At 46.2% G+C, this 18,014-nt stretch carries 13 protein-coding genes; 1 reads left to right on the top strand and 12 read right to left on the bottom strand.

The window, feature by feature from the left end; genetic code table 11:
- Nucleotide 1: 1 nt before the first annotated feature.
- The 3 genes from NDI33_RS00145 to NDI33_RS00155 are packed head-to-tail and all read right to left on the bottom strand — an operon-like array spanning nt 2 to nt 6,893.
- Entirely contained in the window at nt 2-2,389 is a 2,388-nt protein-coding gene (locus NDI33_RS00145; RefSeq protein WP_190412212.1) for a response regulator, read from the bottom strand.
- Nucleotides 2,390-2,391: 2 nt separating this feature from the next.
- Nucleotides 2,392-6,108, bottom strand: coding sequence for a response regulator (locus NDI33_RS00150; protein WP_242033248.1), 3,717 nt, complete (start codon nt 6,106-6,108; stop codon nt 2,392-2,394).
- Nucleotides 6,093-6,893 (bottom strand): alpha/beta hydrolase, encoded by an 801-nt coding sequence (locus NDI33_RS00155; RefSeq protein ID WP_190412211.1) that lies wholly within the window; start codon nt 6,891-6,893, stop codon nt 6,093-6,095. The genes NDI33_RS00150 and NDI33_RS00155 overlap by 16 nt, the downstream gene beginning before the upstream one ends.
- Nucleotides 6,894-7,456: 563 nt before the next feature.
- Here NDI33_RS00155 and NDI33_RS00160 point away from each other — a divergent pair.
- A complete protein-coding gene (locus NDI33_RS00160) occupies nt 7,457-8,155 on the top strand; it encodes a hypothetical protein (protein ID WP_190678046.1) in 699 nt (232 codons plus the stop codon).
- A gap of 44 nt (nt 8,156-8,199) precedes the next feature.
- Here NDI33_RS00160 and NDI33_RS00165 read toward each other — a convergent pair whose 3' ends face one another.
- From NDI33_RS00165 to lhgO, 9 genes are all read right to left on the bottom strand, one after another.
- Nucleotides 8,200-8,745 (bottom strand): hypothetical protein, encoded by a 546-nt coding sequence (locus tag NDI33_RS00165; protein WP_199302573.1) that lies wholly within the window; start codon nt 8,743-8,745, stop codon nt 8,200-8,202.
- 310 nt (nt 8,746-9,055) lie between these two features.
- Nucleotides 9,056-10,399 (bottom strand): glycosyltransferase family 87 protein, encoded by a 1,344-nt coding sequence (locus NDI33_RS00170; protein WP_190678049.1) that lies wholly within the window; start codon nt 10,397-10,399, stop codon nt 9,056-9,058.
- 164 nt (nt 10,400-10,563) lie between these two features.
- Nucleotides 10,564-11,289: an SDR family oxidoreductase gene (locus NDI33_RS00175; protein ID WP_190412208.1), complete on the bottom strand. Its 726-nt coding sequence runs from the start codon at nt 11,287-11,289 to the stop codon at nt 10,564-10,566.
- A gap of 31 nt (nt 11,290-11,320) precedes the next feature.
- Nucleotides 11,321-12,598, bottom strand: coding sequence for a DUF4910 domain-containing protein (locus NDI33_RS00180; protein WP_190412288.1), 1,278 nt, complete (start codon nt 12,596-12,598; stop codon nt 11,321-11,323).
- A gap of 313 nt (nt 12,599-12,911) precedes the next feature.
- The gene (locus NDI33_RS00185; protein WP_190412207.1) at nt 12,912-13,853 is read right to left on the bottom strand and encodes a hypothetical protein; all 942 of its coding nucleotides are present in this window, start codon (nt 13,851-13,853) and stop codon (nt 12,912-12,914) included.
- 104 nt (nt 13,854-13,957) lie between these two features.
- Nucleotides 13,958-14,506: a dTDP-4-dehydrorhamnose 3,5-epimerase gene (gene rfbC, locus NDI33_RS00190; protein WP_190412206.1), complete on the bottom strand. Its 549-nt coding sequence runs from the start codon at nt 14,504-14,506 to the stop codon at nt 13,958-13,960.
- Entirely contained in the window at nt 14,503-15,744 is a 1,242-nt protein-coding gene (locus NDI33_RS00195; RefSeq protein ID WP_190412205.1) for a class I SAM-dependent methyltransferase, read from the bottom strand. Before NDI33_RS00195 ends, rfbC begins: the two co-directional genes overlap by 4 nt.
- Entirely contained in the window at nt 15,731-16,780 is a 1,050-nt protein-coding gene (locus tag NDI33_RS00200; protein WP_190412204.1) for an SDR family oxidoreductase, read from the bottom strand. The genes NDI33_RS00195 and NDI33_RS00200 overlap by 14 nt, the downstream gene beginning before the upstream one ends.
- A gap of 11 nt (nt 16,781-16,791) precedes the next feature.
- The gene (lhgO, locus tag NDI33_RS00205; protein ID WP_190536455.1) at nt 16,792-18,006 is read right to left on the bottom strand and encodes an L-2-hydroxyglutarate oxidase; all 1,215 of its coding nucleotides are present in this window, start codon (nt 18,004-18,006) and stop codon (nt 16,792-16,794) included.
- Between the last annotated feature and the right edge of the window lie 8 nt (nt 18,007-18,014).

Raw genomic sequence — 18,014 nt, forward strand, 5'->3', positions numbered from 1 at the left:
ATTAGATAATTATCTCATGTAAGGCTTTCAACAACTCTTCTGTAGTGTAGGGTTTTGACAAAACGGTTGTGACCCCAGCGCGAGCCAGCTCACTCACCCTATCGTTAGATAAGAGTCCGCTAACCGCAATAATTTTAACTTGCGGGTTAATTTTTTGTAGCGTGCGAATCGTTGTTGGCCCGTCCATAGACGGCATCATCATATCGAGGAGTACAACACTAATTTCCGTTTTATGCTGGGCATACAGTACGACTGCCTCAATCCCATCGCTCGCAGTTAAAACTTTATAGCCATAAGTTTCTAGAGATGCTTGAGTCACTTGAGAAATTGAAGCTTCGTCATCAACAACCAGAATACACTCGCCGTTTCCAGTTAACAGATTAGATGGTTTTTTTAGAGCTTGCGATGTTAATTCTCCCTCGATTGCTGGCAAGTAGATCTTAAATTCTGTGCCTTTTCCCACTTCGCTATATACATTCAAAAAACCACCGTGGCTTTTGATGATGCCAAGAACAGTTGAAAGACCCAGACCCGTACCTTTGCCAATTTCTTTAGTTGTGAAAAATGGCTCAAAGATTCTATCAAGCATCTCAGTAGGCATTCCCACTCCACTATCAGAGACACTAATCACAATATGGGCACCCACTTTTGCACCTGAGTTCATCCTGGCATAGTTTTCATCAATTACTGTATTGTCGGCGGAAATCTTCAACGTCCCGCCATCTGGCATGGCATCACGAGCATTGACGCAAAGATTGATCAGTACCTGATGTAGTTGAGTAGCATCGCCAGAAACAGGCCACAGCTCTCTTGTCTGGATATGCGTATGAATCTCGATTGATTTAGGGAAAGTTTCATTTGCGATCTTCGCAATCTCGTAAATTAGGTGCCCGACTTGGAGATTTGTCCGTTCGCCTTCCATGCCTCGCGCAAAAGAAAGCACCTGTTTAACTAAATCAGCTCCACGTTTGGCATTCGTTTCGAGGATGGAAAGCAGCTGTTGACTCTGGCGATCCTGAATCTTGATTTGCAGAAGTTGAACTGACATCAAGATAGGCGCTAGCACATTGTTTAAATCGTGGGCAATGCCGCTAGCCAGCGTTCCTAAGCTCTCCATGCGCTGAGCGCGGAGAAACTGCCTTTCTAGTTGTTTTTTTTCAGTTATATTGGTGTTGACAATCAGAATTGCTTTTGGGTTTTCCGCCTCATCGCGCACGAGCGTCCAGCGACTTTCAACAATGATTTCTCGACCAGATTTGGTCATTTGATACAACTCCCCATACCACTCTCCTTCCTCGATGAGAGTTTTTTGGGCGGCTCGAAGTTTTAGTGAAATTTGCTTATGCAACAGCTCAGCAGTGTTATTGCCGAGGGCTTCTTCTTGCTTCCAGCCATAGAGACGTTCCGCACCTTGGTTCCAAAATAAGATTTGGTTGTCTAGATTTTGAACCAGAATTGCATCTGTGGCGATATCCAGTAGAGCCGCTTGTTCGCAAATTTTTTGTTCCGAGTGCTTGCGCTCGGTGATGTCCATGTTGATGCCGTTCACACGGATGGGTTTGCCGGTTTGGTCGTAATAAACTTGACCTTTGCTGGCTATCCAATGAACGCTACCATCCGACCAAATAATCCGGTATTCGATGTCATAGTCCGCCCCTTCTTCCACGGGGCGTACTAAAGCTTGAGTGACTAATTCTAGGTCTAGAGGATGGATTTTGGTGAGGAAGCTTTGATAGGTGCCGTCAAAGGAACCTGGGGTCAGACCAAAATTCGCTTCTGCGGTTGCGGAGAAAACAACTTTGCCGCTATGGATATTCCAGTCCCAGGTGCCCATGTGGGCAGCTTCTAGGGCTAACCTTAGTCGCTCCTCGCTCAGTTGTGCCCGCTCAGTTTGCTGTCGCAATTCCTCTGTTGCTTGGCTAGCTTGGAGGACACGACGCACGCGCTGGCGCAGAACTGCCCAGTGAATCGGCTTGGTAATGTAATCAATGGCACCCGCCTCAAATGCTTGATCGACCGATTCTTGATCTTCAAGAGCCGTAATCATCAATACGGGTGTGTTCCGCGATCCTCTAGGGGGGCGACTTTTTTCAGCAGTTCCCGTCGCTGTAGGAGAATCGCCAAACTTCTCTCCACGAGAATCACCCTCTGGAAGGGTACGCAATAGATGACAGCAGGTAAAACCATCCATCACTGGCATCATGGCATCCAGCAGCACAATATCTGGGTGTAGGCGCGTGTAGGCGGCTAAACCTTCCTCTCCGTCGCTTGCTTCTGCTACCTCGTATCCGGCTTGTTCCATCGCTCGGCGAAGTTGAAGCCGCATGAATTTGTCGTCATCTACGACGAGGATGAGGGGAGTATGTTGATTAGCGTCGGTGGTGTTCATAGCTAATTTGGCTGGCGTTGAGAGTGCAAATCCGCCTTAACTTGTTCATACTCAGCTTCAAGCTGCGGCAATTTGTCTAATGCATTTTGAATATTTCCAGTCCGAGCCATGATTTCTAACTCTTTACAGAGTTGGGCGAGGGTTGTGGCACCTAGGGTGGCACTGCTTGACTTGAGGGTGTGAGCGGTGCGTTGCAACTGGGGTGCATTTGCTTGGGCAACTGCGATCGCGATCGCTTCTAAGAGTTTTGGCGCATCGTCGAGGTAGCAATCGATCATCTCTCCTAAAATCGCCTCGGCATCTTCACCGACCATTTTGCGAAATGATTGCAACACTTTGGCATCAATAGAAGTGCTGAGGACAGAGGGCTGAGGACTGAGTTGGGGAGTCGGAAGGGAGGGGTGAGGGGGTGACGGGATGACGGGGGGAATTCTCCCACTGTCGATAGAAGGACTGAGGACAGAGGACTGAGGACTGAGTTGGGGAGTCGGAAGAGAGGGGTGAGGGGGTGACGGGATGACGGGGGGAATTCTTCTACTGTCTATTTCTGCCTCAGTCTGCACTAAACTGTCTATTTCTGCCTCAGTCTGGACTAAGGCGCGATCGCTCTTGGCTTCGCTAACGTGCTGCTTCGCTAACAATCCTGGTTTCTCAGCCTCGCTTAAAGGCTGACACTTGCTCAAAGCTTGGATGAGTTCCTCGGTTCGGATCGGTTTGCTTAGGTAGTCATCCATGCCTGCCTTGAGACATTCTTCTCGATCTCCTTGCATCGCATTCGCTGTCATGGCAATGATGCGGGGACGAGAAGCAGGCAACCATTCCCCAATGATGCGGCGAGTCGCTGTCAATCCATCCATTTCTGGCATCTGCACATCCATCAGTACCACGTCATAGGATTGGCGATGTAGAGCTTCTAGCACTTCTAATCCATTACTGGCAATATCTGCTCGATAGCCCATCTGTGATAGTAAATACAAGGCTACCTTTTGATTCACAATATTGTCTTCTGCTAACAGAATCCGCAGGGGAAATTGTACCCCTCGTTGGGGATTGATTGCCGGTAGATTTGGGCGCGAGGGTTTCACCGGGATCGGCTGTTCGCCCAAGATATGGCTCAAGACATTATAGAGATGGGATTGTTTAACGGGTTTGGTGAGGAATGCCGCGAAATCGACGGCTTGGACATCATGACTCCTTTCTGGCCTGTCGATGGAGGTCAACACAATTAAGGGTAATTTTTCATAGTTAGGCAGCTGACGGATTTTAGCCGCTAAAGTCAGACCATCCATGTGTGGCATTTGCATATCCAGAATGGCGATATCAAACGGTTCCCCTAAGTTCAACCAGTCGAGGGCTTCAAAACCAGATTCAGCCGCCCAAGTCAGCATTCCCCAAGATTGGGCTTGTAGCGTCAATATTTGGCGATTTGTAGCGTTATCATCCACGATTAGGAGCCGCTTTTCATCTAACTGAGGTTGAGGATTTTGAGAAGCGATCGCAGAGACATTGGGAGCTGATGCCGCAACAATGGTGAAATAAAAAGTAGAGCCTACGTCTGGATGAGGGCTGTTAGCGACCGAGAGCGTAGCAGGGGATGTAGGCCCTAGCGGTTTTGCCGCAACGCTTTCGCCTTCTTGAAGGGGAGAATGAAATTCAGGGTTGCTCTTTGCACCCGGAGCTTTTTTTATTGTAGGTTGCCAGTTAGAAGGAGGATTTCCCGCGATCGCTCCCATACTCTCGACCCACATCTGACCGCCCATCATTTCGCTCAGATGATTGCTAATCGCGAGTCCCAACCCGGTTCCCCCATACTGGCGAGTTGTGGAAGCATCGACTTGACTGAAAGATTTGAACAGGCGGTCTATCCGGTTGGCGGGAATCCCAATGCCGGTGTCTTTAACCGCAAATTGGATTTGGTAATCGGGCAATGCGTGGGTTGGCTCGTGACTGATTTCCGATTCTTCCTGAGCGATCGCCTCGTTTGCACTGACCGATACAATTACCTCTCCAGTTTGAGTAAACTTGACCGCATTACTAAGCAAATTTACTAAAATTTGGCGCAACCGGCTGGCATCTCCCACAATCGAGAGTGGGGTTCCTGGATGAATTAAATATGCTAATTCCAGATTTTTTTCGGCTGCTTTGAAAGCTAATAAATCGAGGGCTTCTTCAACACAAACTCGCAAATTAAAAGAATGCTTTTCTAATTCCAGCTTGCCTGACTCAATTTTAGAAAGGTCAAGAATGTCGTTGATTAGCGTTAGCAATGCATCGCCACTGCTTTGGGTGGTTTCCACAAAATCTCGCTGCTGAGGAGTTAACTCAGTGTTGAGTAGCAGTCCCGTCATGCCGATAATTGCATTCATCGGGGTGCGGATTTCGTGGCTCATATTGGCGAGGAATTGGCTCTTAATGCGAGTCGCTGCTTCAGCCGCTGCTTTTGCCTTTTCCAGTTCCAAATTCGCCTGGGATAACTCCTGAGTACGCTCGACGAGTGCCAGTTGCGCGAAATATCGCTCGGTAATATCATCGAATATCCAGAGGCGACCGGGCACGTCGTGTACCCGCGTCGCCGTGCTAGAGATACTCAGGGTTTTTGGCGTGTCGCCTTTGAACACCCAGATCCAATTGCGAATGACTGCTTGAGGTTGGGAAAAAAACTTTGCTGCCTGCGCCACGATTTCCTGTTGATTATCAGCGCTCGTGCGTAGCAATGCCATCGCCTGAGCTAGCACGGGGGGTTCTACAGCTCCTGGGGTGAGTCCCAGTTGCTCGGCAGCGGCTTGATTGATCCACCCTTGCTCCCCACTTTCATCTACAAATACCACTCCCTGATGGATTGTCTCTAACATGGCACCGAAGCGGGCTTGTAGATTCTCCAGCCGCAAGGTGGTATCGCTGAACTGTAGAAGGGTGCGTAACTCGCCAAGTAGCGACTCAATAAATTGGCGCAGACGTGGGGAGATGTTGGTCTGGCGATGCCAAATCAGCAAAATTGCACCGCTATGGGGCGCTGATAAAGTCGTGCCCCTACCGGGATACTGAAATGGAAGGATGGCGAGGGATTGAGTCCCTTTAGCGACCAAGACATGAGAAGCACCGGGAGTAGCAGGGTAGTTTGGATAGTAGAGACAGCGATTTTGAGCGATCGCTTTCTCAAACAAGGTGGGCGTTGTCAGTTGATCTGGCAGCGCTTGCTGGGGAATACACACCAAGGCTTCAGCGGTGACATCATCAAGTTGGCGTAGCGCGATCGCTGCGTCGGCACAAACAAACTCCCGCAGTAAGATCAGGGCTTGCCGGATCGGTATATCGGGAGAATTTCTGGTATCGGTATTAGTAAGAGTACTCAGCACCGATTGGGACGCCAACCGCCACTCGATTCCCCGCAGAAAAGAGCCTACAAATGTTCCGAACACAGCCACACTGCCAAGCTCAAGTGACTGGCGGGTTAGCCGCCAATCGCCATGCAGCAGTCCCAGCAACAGAATGCAAAGCCCTGCGGCGGGTGCAACTTGCACCGCTGGTAGGGGCAGAAGCGTGCATATTGTCAAGATGACTGGGGCGACCATCTGCATAGGCTTCCATCCATCCAGCACGCCCAGTCCTACGAAAAAGAGGGTTAGCCAGATTAGGACGGCTCTAAAGGTCGGTAGTCGGTCAGGAGGACAAAGCAGCAACCGCGATCGAAGAAGATTTAAGTTTAAGCGGCGATACATTGGGCAATTGCACTCGTTACCACGTCGGGAGCGCTGATATGCGGTAAGTGTCCTCTAGCAGCGATATTCATCAGCTTACCTTGAGGAATTTTATCTGCCATGTACTGACCAACTTCAGGCGGTACCGCAATATCATCGCTTGCCTGTAAAATCACAGTCGGTACATTCAATCGTGGTAAATCATCTCGGTGGTCAGACTGGAAAATCACTTTAGCGACCGCTTGCGCGATATCTGGACGGATAGCGGCTAGCGTATTAGCAAACTCCGCTGCCAATTCAGGTTTATCCTGAGTAGCCATTGCGATCGGCGCAAAACCGCTAGCCCAAGCATAGTAGTTGGTTGACATGGCTGCATAGAGTGTATCTAAGTCAGACTGCTCGAAGCCACCAACATATCCGTCATCGTTGAGATAACGGGGGGACGCATCTAGAAAGATCAGTTGGCTAAAGCAATCAGGCTCGACTAATGCTGCCAGTAAACTAACCATCCCACTGACCGAGTGCCCCACCAAGATGCTCTTGGTTAACTTTAACTCGGCACATAAATCCAGCAAATCCTCAGCATAGCTGTATAAGCTGCTGTAGCGGCGCGGACTATAGGCAGAAAAATCTGACTTACCTCCCCCTACATGGTCGAACAGCACAATGCGAAAATTAGGCGCGAAGGCTGCTACCTGATGTCGCCAAGCCGTCTGATCCGAGCCAAAACCGTGGGCAAAGATAATTGTCTGGCTGCCATCACCCAGCATTTGGACATTATTACGCTGCATGATGCTCGTTGCCATAGGTAGTTACTCCTTCTCTTTATTCCCTTAATGCAAGACAAAAACTGTACCGAAACCAAACTAAAAGACTTACCTCATTGAGGTTATATTTTAGCGTTCCCTAAAAGCTCAGATATGTAACAGCAGCCATGCGAGAAGCTGTCAATTACTATACCGACTTTCTTAACGCGGTTCCCAAGCCGGAACTAAAGACAATAACCTAACGATCCTTTAAATATTTTAGGTTGAGGCATCCTAAGCCTAGTGCAAAAATAAACAGTAGCGATAAAACGAACATAATTTAAGCTGACCCAAGGACTAGATTACATAATTTCGCTTGATTGTCTTCCCAACCCTTTGTTCTTCCAACTCTTTTCAGATGCTCAAGCTATCTATTCGTCTACTGTATTCCTTGAAATACAGAAAGCTTCAGTCCAAAGATAAATCAAACATATTTCCCGGTTCCCTGGACTCGTTTGCTAAAATTTATTTATACTCAAATACATAAAGATGTACAAAAACTTAACTATCTAAATCCGTTGTGTTTTTCTATTATAAAATAATCACAACTAGCTTGAATAAAAATGCGGAATCATCAAATAAAAAAAATCTGGCAAGACCTCAACAAACAAATCATAGAAGACCGCTCCGTTCTCGTTTTTAATGGTCTAGTGCTGTTACTGTTTCTGGGAATGACAGTCTATGTCAAAATGGCAGGCACCTACTACGGTTCAGACTACTATGCCAGAGTTAATTTCATAAAACTTCTATTTGCTGAACCTTTTCGTAAAGACATCCCTTACCTGGCTCTTTTCACTCACTTTTCAGAAATCCTCTGGTGCATCTCTTTAACGATCTGTTTATTTAGCTTTACCTTACTAAAAAGAATTCGTCATAGTCACAAAGGCGATCCCTTTATCCTCTTCTCTGCGATCGCGCTGACTATTTTTCTATTGGATGATATATTTCGGCTCACTTTGACGCTGGATTTATTAGTGGGTATCCCAAAGGTGATTATGTATTCCCTATACGGTCTTGGTTTAGTGAGCTATATCGTTGCATTTTGGCGCAGAATATTATCAACACCCTATATTCTGTTGCTAGTCGGTTTTAGTTTATTTATAATCTCAGGTATGGCAGACTTATTGCCTATTAAGGGTGAAGGAACTCCAGTTATTTTAGAAGATGGAAGCAAAATATTAGGCTTAGTGAATATTATTCTCTATTTTTGGGACGTCTGCGAAAAAGAAGTGATGCGATCGCGCAACCTATCAAATGAATAAATTGCTTTATAACTATTTTTCCTTGTAAGGCTTATTTATAATTTCTAATTCAGTTTATACAAGCCAAATTCGCTACGAATTGATTTCGTTATAAATCGATAATTGAAGGCTTCTCTTATCCAAGAGCGGAGGCTTAACGTGATTCCCGCCTTAGCACCAAATAAAGTGTCGAAACCTGTTGGATAGAGATTTTCTCCATTTCCGATAATATAAACAGCACCTTCAAAGGGTAATTCCTTAAGTCTTTCTCCCTGCTTGATCTCGGTTGATTTATGAGAATCAAGACGAATAAGAGAAGTTAGCTTGGCATCTTCCATCTTTTCAGGCAAATTATACAAATCGTACCGGACAATTCGGCAGCTTCCACACGAGCTATTGAAAGCATATTTTTTGTAATATATGAGTTGGCTACCCTCCTGATATACATAGCCCTTATCTACAAACCATCCATTAGATTGTGGATGCTGATTGACAAATTCTGCCAAATGCTTACTTACACAGTCATCGGCATCAATAGCATTATATGAGAGGGTTTTAGCTGTTGAGCATAGATGAAACCTGCCATCACTTTTTGCAACTTGTCTAAACACTTATCAGCCAAATCAGGAGCTGTCTATTTCTCCATAGCCGCAGTTTTTAAAGCTGGATCTGGCGGTAGTAAATCTACTTCAATGTAGGTAATGTGAGGATGATTCAACTCAATATTTTGGTTTTTGTGACAAACAAAAATCACCCTAAAATCTGGTGAAGTTTGATTGAGATTGACTTAATACATCTTGCAAATAACTTAAGAACGCGCTCCCAAGAATTTGAAGATTGCTGACTTCTGAGCGGTATAACAAAAACAATCATACTGACACCTTAAGAATTAATGCCATAAAGCATGGTCACAAAGCAGGGTTACAGAGAACCAAGACTACTTTGAGATTGCTGAAAGCGTTTTGAATTCTGCCATCGAGCAGCCAACAAGACTCCCAGTAGTAAGATGCCGCCGAAGAAGTAATGAGAGATAAACACCCTGGATACTAAATAACTCAGAAATTGAGCATTTCCTGGTTTGAAGTAAGCCAGAGTATAGGTAACAGGCAACGATATCAATAAAATGCCTAATAATATTAGGCTAGACCAAAGCTGTTTATTAGGGACTGCTAATTTGTTGCCTAGATAGAGAGATAAAGGTAGTAGCAACAAGAGATAGTAGTGAGTCCAAGAGATAGGACTTGTAAGCAGTGCTAAACAAAGGACAACAGAAAGCTCTAAATTTTCTTCTTCTAATGTGACAGGTTTTTTTGAGCGCCAGCAAATCCAAATAGTCGCACCAAACAGCAGTGAGAGCAATGCGTACCGCACCAGTTTGAACCCCAATCCTACCTCTAGAGGCAGCCACTTAGTAAGACCACCGTCAGTTAGCAAACGAGCTAAGAAGCTATCAAGTGACTGACTGTTGTAGGCGGCGATTGGCTTTCCAGCGTAAGGCTGAATGCACATCTCAAACCAAGTCTGATGTAAATCGAAACCGAACAAAAGGATTGATGCTCCGACAATTGCCAGTAGCGCTGCACTAAACCCCGCCACTACTCGCCATCGACTTCTCATTACAAAGTAAACACCAAAAAGGAACAAGGGAATTTTAATCAAAGCAGCGATCGCTAAGAGCGCACCCGTCCAAATTTCGCGTTTAGCCTGGATGCAAAAAAAAGCTGCGATTAGCAACAACAAGACAAAATGAGTCGAATTTCCTTCTCGCAAATTGTAATAAAGAGGACCATTGATCGCAAATAGTCCGAGTAGGGCGATTTTTTGTTTTTCGGTTGTTAGTTCGCCTAGCTTGATTAGTAAATAGTAAGTGAAGAGAATCGCAATGCCACTTAAAAACATCAGCAAAATGTGGGCATTTTGCTTACTTAACAATGAAAAAGGAGTAAATAAATAGGCAATTATTGGAATATTTACAAAAGTCCCAGCCGGACAATCAGGTTGTCCTAAGCAATTTTTATCTGGTAGGTATAAATCTGGGGGATTTTCTAGTACAAGACGACCCGCTGGGTAATAAGCTTTGTCAAAGTCAGCAAATAAATTTTGTGCAGGTGGATTAGAAATATTCCATAAAAATAACATCATAATTAAGACAGGGAATCCATAGCCTAACCATAAATTCCATCGCTTTTTTAAGTATTTATCAGCAAGGCTATTTAGCCCAACTGCCCCTAAGATTAAAAGAATGAAAATCAAGTAATTTTTCATAGAAAACCTGATTTAACTCCTATAAATGCTATAAAAAGTTCTGAAGATAAGGTCAGACAAATGATATCTCAGCTCGTGAAAACATAAAGTTGAGGATTATGACGCCTATTAAGCCTTTGGTTATTACCCAAATGTGTCTTTGATTCTATGAACCTGAAGGAAATTTAAGCTTTTCTCAAAGGTCGAATGTTGATGTCAGTTACTTCGGCGGTGCGGGGCAAACTGAGGGCATTGAGTACCACGGCGGCTACATCTTCTGGTTGCAGAAGTCGTTCTGGATGATATTCTCTACCTTCTATCTCTTGAACCGATGCTTGCATGGGACTAGCAGTGCGTCCGGGGTAGATGCTGAGAACGCGCACGCCATCTGCGTTGACTTCTTCTCGCAGGCTGTCAGCGATCGCTTTCAGTGCGTGCTTGGTTGCAGCATATTGTCCCACACCGCCTCTAGCATTCAAACCCACGGTCGAGTTGATGAACGCGATCTGACCCTGACGAAGTGCGATCGCACTGAGCAAAGCTTGTGTCAGCGCATAAGGAGCGCGAACATTGACGCGGTACTGCCAGTCAAAGTCTTCCAGAGAGGCGGTTTTCATGTGTCCTAAAGTGATGACACCAGCACTATGAACGAGCAGATCAATCTCTCCTACATCTTGCTCAAGACGAGTTTTTAGCTGCTGAATGTCTTCGTCTAGTGTCAGATCAACTTGATACAGCAGAACTTTGGATGCAGTTGCTTTAGCAGTTTCGGCAACTGCCTCTAGCGCTTCTAAATTACGTCCCACCAGGCAAAGCGTGACTCGTTGCTCTGCCAAACCGAGAGCGATCGCTTTGCCAATTCCGCTACTCGCTCCCGTTACAACTGCAATTTGGTCTTTTAAGGCTGACATTCAATTTTGGATGCAAGGATTTAGATTAATCTCAGCCGACGGCTGCTGATTTCAAACACTCTTTCAATAAATCATGTTCTAGTAAAGCATCTGCTGCTCTTTTAATCTCATCAAATGCTAAACCCGACCTGTCTGCTATGTCTAGCAAGGTATGATTGCCATCGGCTAAATTCAAAACCCACAAAATTGCCATTTCATTCAGTGCCCCCTCTTTCTGCCCGCCAATTCCTTTATATAGACCCCTTTTTCCCAGTCTCGGCTCGCATTTAGGATTTTGATTTAAGTAAGTCCCATTGCCTTCCAAAACGTGGAAAATTGACAAACATTTAGAGAAGGAGTCAGCCAGATATTGCGGTTGCACAAAATCTAGATTATCTGCCGATGTGTGGTATTCGGGAAACTCACCGTGCTGCGATCGCATAAAACAACCCACAGCCAGATTGAACCCCGGCGAACAATACTGCCGCTCATCGTAGCCATAGGGGAAGAAATCTATAATCTCATGCTCTTGCCCCGAATGCTTTAAAACGTGAAGGCTGGCTCTATCGATTTGGGCATCACCTTGGCGGCTTCTCTTATAAGTAACTTTGCCTGGATCTCCCACACATGTTAGTACCAATCCGTGTTTAATTTTTTGGGCTTGGGCTTCATTTAAACACAGCCAAGTAATGGAACCAATCGTTCCCGGAATAAATAGAAATCGGTAAGAGTATCTCAGAGAAATCGAGCTGAGATGTTTTGCTAAATAGGCACTTAGAGCGATGCCCGATAGATTATCGTCACACAGAGATGGATGACAAGCATGGCAGGAGATTAAAACTTCGTCTGGGCTTTCTCCCTTGATGTAATACTCGCCATAAGTCAGGCTTCCTGGTTCTAAAGATGAATCAATGCAGACTTCATACTCTTCATCTTTTAGTTCTAAAAATTGCTTGTGGCTCAAACAAAAACCCCAAGTTTCTTTATAATAAGAAGTCCGATAAGGAATCCACTCAGGAGTGTCTGGTAGGGTAAACAGGTGTTCTTTCAGTTCCTGGAAGGGCATTTTTTTCCGAACCGGCACGCTGTAATTGACAACGTGCAAGTTGGATTTTTGGAAGTCTACAACTCGCTCACCTTGGGAATTTTTGATGTAGGCATCTTTAATATTCCACTCCTTCGGAACCGTCCAGTCGAACACTTCCGTTCCCGTCGGAACCTCGTGAATTTCTAAAGGAATGAGTTCTTGAATAATCTTGAGAGTTTCTCGAAAGCCATTTCCTGTAATACTGCGGCAAATCGGATATAGCTTTGAGATCACCTGGTACATCTCGTTGCCAATATCATCAGGGTTAAGAACTCTCTTTAGATCGGTGAGGTTCACAGCTTTAAGCCTCTTTTGCAAAAAATCAAGGGCAACTCGAACGTCCTTAATACTAGCTTCAGCATCCGTAAAGTTAGCACTGATTTTAGCGACCTTTACAGGATTGTTAGTTGCTGCATCAGATGGCAATACATCTGAGTCGGTCATTTCAGCTCTCGGAGATCCCCCCAATTGCCTTTTAACAAGGGATTGGGGGAGATCCTAAACCGAAGAGGGCATCATCTGGATCTGGAAGTGTTCGCTGAATGCTCGTTAACTTCTAACGAACAGAGTTTAGGACTTCCGCCGGAGGTTGGAACACAAGCCCCTCCTCACTGGGTGGTGGCTCGTTCTCGTAGAGCGCAATGATGTCATCAGGAATGCGAGCGAGATCGCTACCCCGCATGAGTTCTCTGAGCGTAGTGCCCTGAGGCGCGGAGTCGAGATTCGGTGCGCCGTCCTTAGCGATAACATCGTCGAGGTGTACGGTTCTGAAGTCGATGCTAAAGCGCGTACGTCCGGAGGTGTTGGGCACTGTCCAATGCAGCTGTGCGCCAGAGAAGAGGATGATTCCGCCTGGTTTGGTAACGACTCGGATCTGCGGATCGAGATCGACGTGTTCTAATGGGCGGGGCTGCTTCCGGGTATCTTTCTTGATGTGCTGGGCGGCGTTTTTCCGCCCTTCCCGGTTCCACTCATAGTGGTTGTACTCGCTAGAGCCATTTTTTACTGGCTGGCTCCAGTAGCGGGGCTGAAATGCCATCGAACTCTCGGATTCATAGTCGTAGATGGGAAGCCACCAGTTCATCTGGCAGAGGGGAGCAGCGTACCAGGTGTCACGATGCGGGTGCAGCGGATAAGCAACCCCTGCGTTGAGGTAGGTGCCATCACACACAACCCTCATGCGCGGAACGTCGAAATAGGTTTTGTTCATTTCGCAGCCAAGATCCTCTAGCAGTTCCCGAATCAGCTGCTTTGACTTGGGGTGATGGATAAATCTGGGCTTGAGCGGAGCGACAATCTCCACAAACTTTTCGACGGGGAGGCTAAATTGTGCTTCTCGTGGATCTAGAGAACCAAACGCTTCTTGGGTAAGTTCGCGAGCTAATTCGCACAGCGCGATCGCACTTGGACGGGGTGAGAAGACGAAAATCTGTCCGTTGAAAAGATGTTTTCGCCTCACCTCATCGTTAACATCAGAATCGAAAAAGATTGTGTTCACTTTGCTATTTCCTTAAGGGTTGTAGCGCTCCATTCACTCTACATTATCCAAACATTGAGCGGGTAGTTCTGTATCGAACAACTCGCTCAATAGTTAGAAAAAAATTATGCCCCGACAAGAACATAAGAGCTGAACAAAGGCCAGGATAAATCTTTTTCGGAAATTTCACTGACGGGTAAGGGCCATTCAATCCCCAGGATGGGGTCGTCATAGTGCAGCCCGCGCTCATACCCTGGTGTATAAAACTCGCTCATCTGATATACCACTTCGGCGTCATCGGTTAGGGTTTGGAAACCGTGGGCAAACATTTCAGGAATATACAGGGCACGTCGGTTTTCAGCGGTTAGTTCGATGCCAACATGACACAAATACGTGGGCGATTCTGGACGCATATCGACGATTGCATCGTATATGGCACCACGGGTACAGCGAACTAATTTTGTTTCGCTGGCGGGGGCTGCTTGATAATGCATACCCCGCAACGTCCCTTTTTTGTAGTTCACGGATAGGTTGCATTGGGCAACGTTTGGCTTTAATCCACGATCTGCAAATTCATTGGCACAAAAAGTCCGAGCAAATAATCCTCGATTATCTTCTCGTTGCTCTATGTCAATAATAAAGGCACCCTTGAGTTTGGTTTCGGTGAATATCATAGGTAAACTTGCACTTCTGGAATTGGGACTACAAATTTGCCTCCCCACTCTCGAATAAATGCCATCTGCTGCATAATTTCCTCTTTGAGGTTCCAAGGCAAAATTAGCAGGTAGTCAGGCTGTTTTTCGCGGATTTCGTCGGGGTTGAGGACGGGGATATGAGTGCCGGGTAGAAAGGTTCCTTGCTTGTGAGGGCTGCGATCTACCGTAAAATCAACAAAGTCTGTGCGAACTCCACAATAATTTAGGAGGGTATTGCCTTTGGCTGGGGCACCATACCCTGCGATCGCTTTCCCCTGTTGTTTCGCTTCAATCAAAAAAGTCAGTAGCTTGCGCTTGGTTTCTTTGACTTTTTCTCCAAAGGTCAGATAGGTGTCTATCTTATCTAAGCCTGCCTGAGTTTCCTTGGATTTTAATTGATTGACGCGAGCGCTCATGGCTGGCTCAGCCGCATTGTCATGCTTGCCGTAAATTCGCAGCGAACCGCCGTGAGTCGGGATTTCTTCGACATCAAATAAGGTCAAACCGTGAGCGGCAAAGATTTTTTCGACGGTTAAGAAGGAGAAGTAGGAAAAATGCTCATGATAAATTGTGTCAAACTGATTTTGCTGCATCAGCTGTAACAAATGGGGAAATTCCATTGTCAAGATGCCATCTGGCTTCAAGGCTATCTTCATTCCCGCTACAAAATCATTCACATCCGGAACGTGGGCGAGGACGTTGTTGCCCAACAACAGATTGGCTTGCTTCCCCTCTGCTGCCAGTTCCTTAGCTGTTTCCACCCCAAAGAACTTGACTAAGCTGGGAATTCCTTTTTCCTCTGCGACTTTTGCTACATTTGCCGCTGGTTCGATTCCTAAAACCGGGATTCCCTTTTCATGGAAATACTGCAACAGGTAGCCGTCATTACTAGCAATTTCAATGACTTGATGATTTTTGTCAAACCCAAACCTTTCTACCATCAAGTCCGTGTAAGCTTTGGCATGACGCAACCAACTGTCTGAGTAAGAAGAAAAGTAAGCGTAGTCTCCATCCCCAAAGATATGATCGGGAGATTCAAACTCTTCTAGCTGCACCAAAAGGCAACTTTCGCAAACATAGGCATGAAGTGGGTAGCTTTTTTCTGCCCGACGCAGCTGTTCTGGTGTTAGGTAGTCATTGGCAATGGGTGACATCCCTAGATCGGCAAAGGTATGCTCAAGGGATTTGCTGCAAAAACGACACTTAGCGATCGCCATGATTTAATAACTCCTTACTCCAGAAAAAATCTCGATCAATTTGTTGAGTGCGAATCAGGTACTCTAGCTGCTTCAAGCGAGTGAACCCTCTGAACAAGAAGATGTCTTCAGTCAGATCAATCTGCTTGAACAAATCGAATAACTGCTGGGCACCCCGTCGGGCATCCCATTCACACTTAAATCCCGGTAGGGTTTTGTTAATCTTCTCGAAAGAAACTCGATAGCTGCGGTTGTCCGAGCCATTTTCTCCAAAGGTTAACTGGCATCCTTGGAAGACTGAGGCAATAATTTCCGCAATTTCTTTAACTCGATAGTTATGAGCGGTGTCCCCGACGTTAAAAATTTGGTTGTGAACAATGTCACGGGGCGCTTCTAGGGTGCAGATAATTGCCTTACAGATATCAAGGGCGTGAACCAACGGACGCCAGGGAGTTCCGTCGCTGGTCATTTTGATTTCTTTCGTTGTCCAAGCTAAGCCCGCCAAGTTGTTTAAAACAATATCAAAACGCATTCTGGGGGATGCCCCAAAAGCGGTGGCATTTCGCAGAAAGGTCGGAGAAAAATTGTCATCGGCGAGTGGTTTGACATCTCTTTCTACGAAGGTTTTACATTCTGCATAAGCAGTTTGGGGATTGACGGGAGATTCTTCAGTCACATCATCTTTTGTGGCGACGCCGTAGACGCTGCAAGAAGACATATAAACGAAGCGCCGCACCCCCGCTGCCTTCGCTAGATTGGCAAGGCGAACTGAACCTTTATGGTTAATGTCGTAGGTGATATTGGGTGAGAGTTGTCCGGCGGGGTCGTTGGAAAGTTCTGCCATGTGAACGATTGCCTCGACACCCTCTAAGTCTTCTGGTGTGATGTGCCGCAAATCTTTGTTGAGAGTTTTGGCAGTTAAATCGGTGGCGTTATACAGCCAACCTACTTTGTAGAAGCCGGTGTCTACCCCAATCACTTCGTGTCCGCGTTTCATCAAAAGGGGCGCGAGTAACGAGCCGAGATAGCCTTCTGTTCCTGTTACTAATACTTTCATTCGTTCAATTCCTAAACGCTAACAGTTGTTTGTAGGGGTTGGGGTTCCGGAATTTGCTCTACGATTGCTTTGCCAATTTCCAGGGAAGAGGTAGCCGCGGGGGAAGGCGCATTGCAAACGTGGACGGAGCGATCGCCTTTAACAATTAAAAAGTCGTCTACTAACTTGCCATCGTTCATCAAAGCTTGAGCGCGAACCCCAGCGTGGGTGGGAATTAGGTCATCCGACTGCACTTCCGGAATCAGCCTTTGCAAGCTACGCACAAAGGCGGCTTTACTGAAGGAACGAATAATTTCCTGAATGCCTTCGTCGGCGTGTTTTGCTGCCAATTTCCAGAAACCGGGATAAGTCATCACTTCCGCAAAATCCCGCAGATTAAAGTCTGTCTTTTTGTAGCCTTCACGCTTGAGGCTGAGAACAGCATTGGGTCCTGCGTGGACGCTTCCATCAATCATCCGGGTGAAATGAACGCCTAGGAAGGGAAAATCTGGGTTAGGAACCGGATAAATCAGGGTTTTGACGAGATAGCGTTTTTGTGGCGTGAGTTCGTAGTATTCTCCCCGGAAAGGGACGATTTTCGCTTGTGGATCGACGTTTCCTAATTTGGCAACGCGATCGCTATGCAGTCCGGCACAATTGATGACAAAGCGCGTTTCAAACGTGCCGTTATTTGTCTCAAGTACCTGATTCTCCCCCGTTCCAACAATTTTCTCAACTTTGGTATTGAGGCGAAGTTCTCCACCTTGGGCTTCAACTAGCTCAGCATATTTCCGAGCCACCTGCTTGTAATCGGCAATCCCCGTTGCGTACACCCGAATACCCGCGATACAGGCGACATGAGGTTCAATTTCTTTGACTTCCTCTGCACTAATCTTGCTAATTTTTAACCCATTTTCCAAGCCGCGTTGATAGAGGCTTTCTAATCGTGGCAGCTCTTTTTCCTCCGTTGCCACAATTACTTTGCCGCAGACTTCGTGTGCAATGCCATGCTCTCGGCAGAATTCTACCATTGAGCGGCTTCCTTCTCGGCAAAATTTAGCTTTGAAACTTCCTGGTTTGTAATAAATGCCAGCGTGAATCACGCCACTATTATTGCCGGTTTGATGATAAGCCCACTGGCTCTCTTTTTCCAGCACCACTATACGGGCAGAGGGATAGCGTTTGCCTAAAGCCATTGCTGTAGAAAGTCCAACAATCCCGCCGCCAATAATTGCAAAATCATACATAAGAATTC

Source organism: Trichocoleus sp. DQ-A1 (assembly GCF_039961955.1).
GTDB lineage: Bacteria > Cyanobacteriota > Cyanobacteriia > Cyanobacteriales > FACHB-T130 > FACHB-T130.

Excerpts from the sequence above, each read along its gene's own strand:
- NDI33_RS00180 (WP_190412288.1), bottom strand. The coding sequence starts at position 12,598 with ATGTACCAGGTGATCTCAAAGCTATATCCGATTTGCCGCAGTATTACA.
- NDI33_RS00170 (WP_190678049.1), bottom strand. The coding sequence starts at position 10,399 with ATGAAAAATTACTTGATTTTCATTCTTTTAATCTTAGGGGCAGTTGGG.
- rfbC (WP_190412206.1), bottom strand. The coding sequence starts at position 14,506 with ATGATATTCACCGAAACCAAACTCAAGGGTGCCTTTATTATTGACATA.
- NDI33_RS00195 (WP_190412205.1), bottom strand. The coding sequence starts at position 15,744 with ATGGCGATCGCTAAGTGTCGTTTTTGCAGCAAATCCCTTGAGCATACC.
- NDI33_RS00155 (WP_190412211.1), bottom strand. The coding sequence starts at position 6,893 with ATGGCAACGAGCATCATGCAGCGTAATAATGTCCAAATGCTGGGTGAT.
- NDI33_RS00200 (WP_190412204.1), bottom strand. The coding sequence starts at position 16,780 with ATGAAAGTATTAGTAACAGGAACAGAAGGCTATCTCGGCTCGTTACTC.
- lhgO (WP_190536455.1), bottom strand. The coding sequence starts at position 18,006 with ATGTATGATTTTGCAATTATTGGCGGCGGGATTGTTGGACTTTCTACA.
- NDI33_RS00175 (WP_190412208.1), bottom strand. The coding sequence starts at position 11,289 with ATGTCAGCCTTAAAAGACCAAATTGCAGTTGTAACGGGAGCGAGTAGC.
- NDI33_RS00145 (WP_190412212.1), bottom strand. The coding sequence starts at position 2,389 with ATGAACACCACCGACGCTAATCAACATACTCCCCTCATCCTCGTCGTA.
- NDI33_RS00150 (WP_242033248.1), bottom strand. The coding sequence starts at position 6,108 with ATGTATCGCCGCTTAAACTTAAATCTTCTTCGATCGCGGTTGCTGCTT.
- NDI33_RS00160 (WP_190678046.1), top strand. The coding sequence starts at position 7,457 with ATGCGGAATCATCAAATAAAAAAAATCTGGCAAGACCTCAACAAACAA.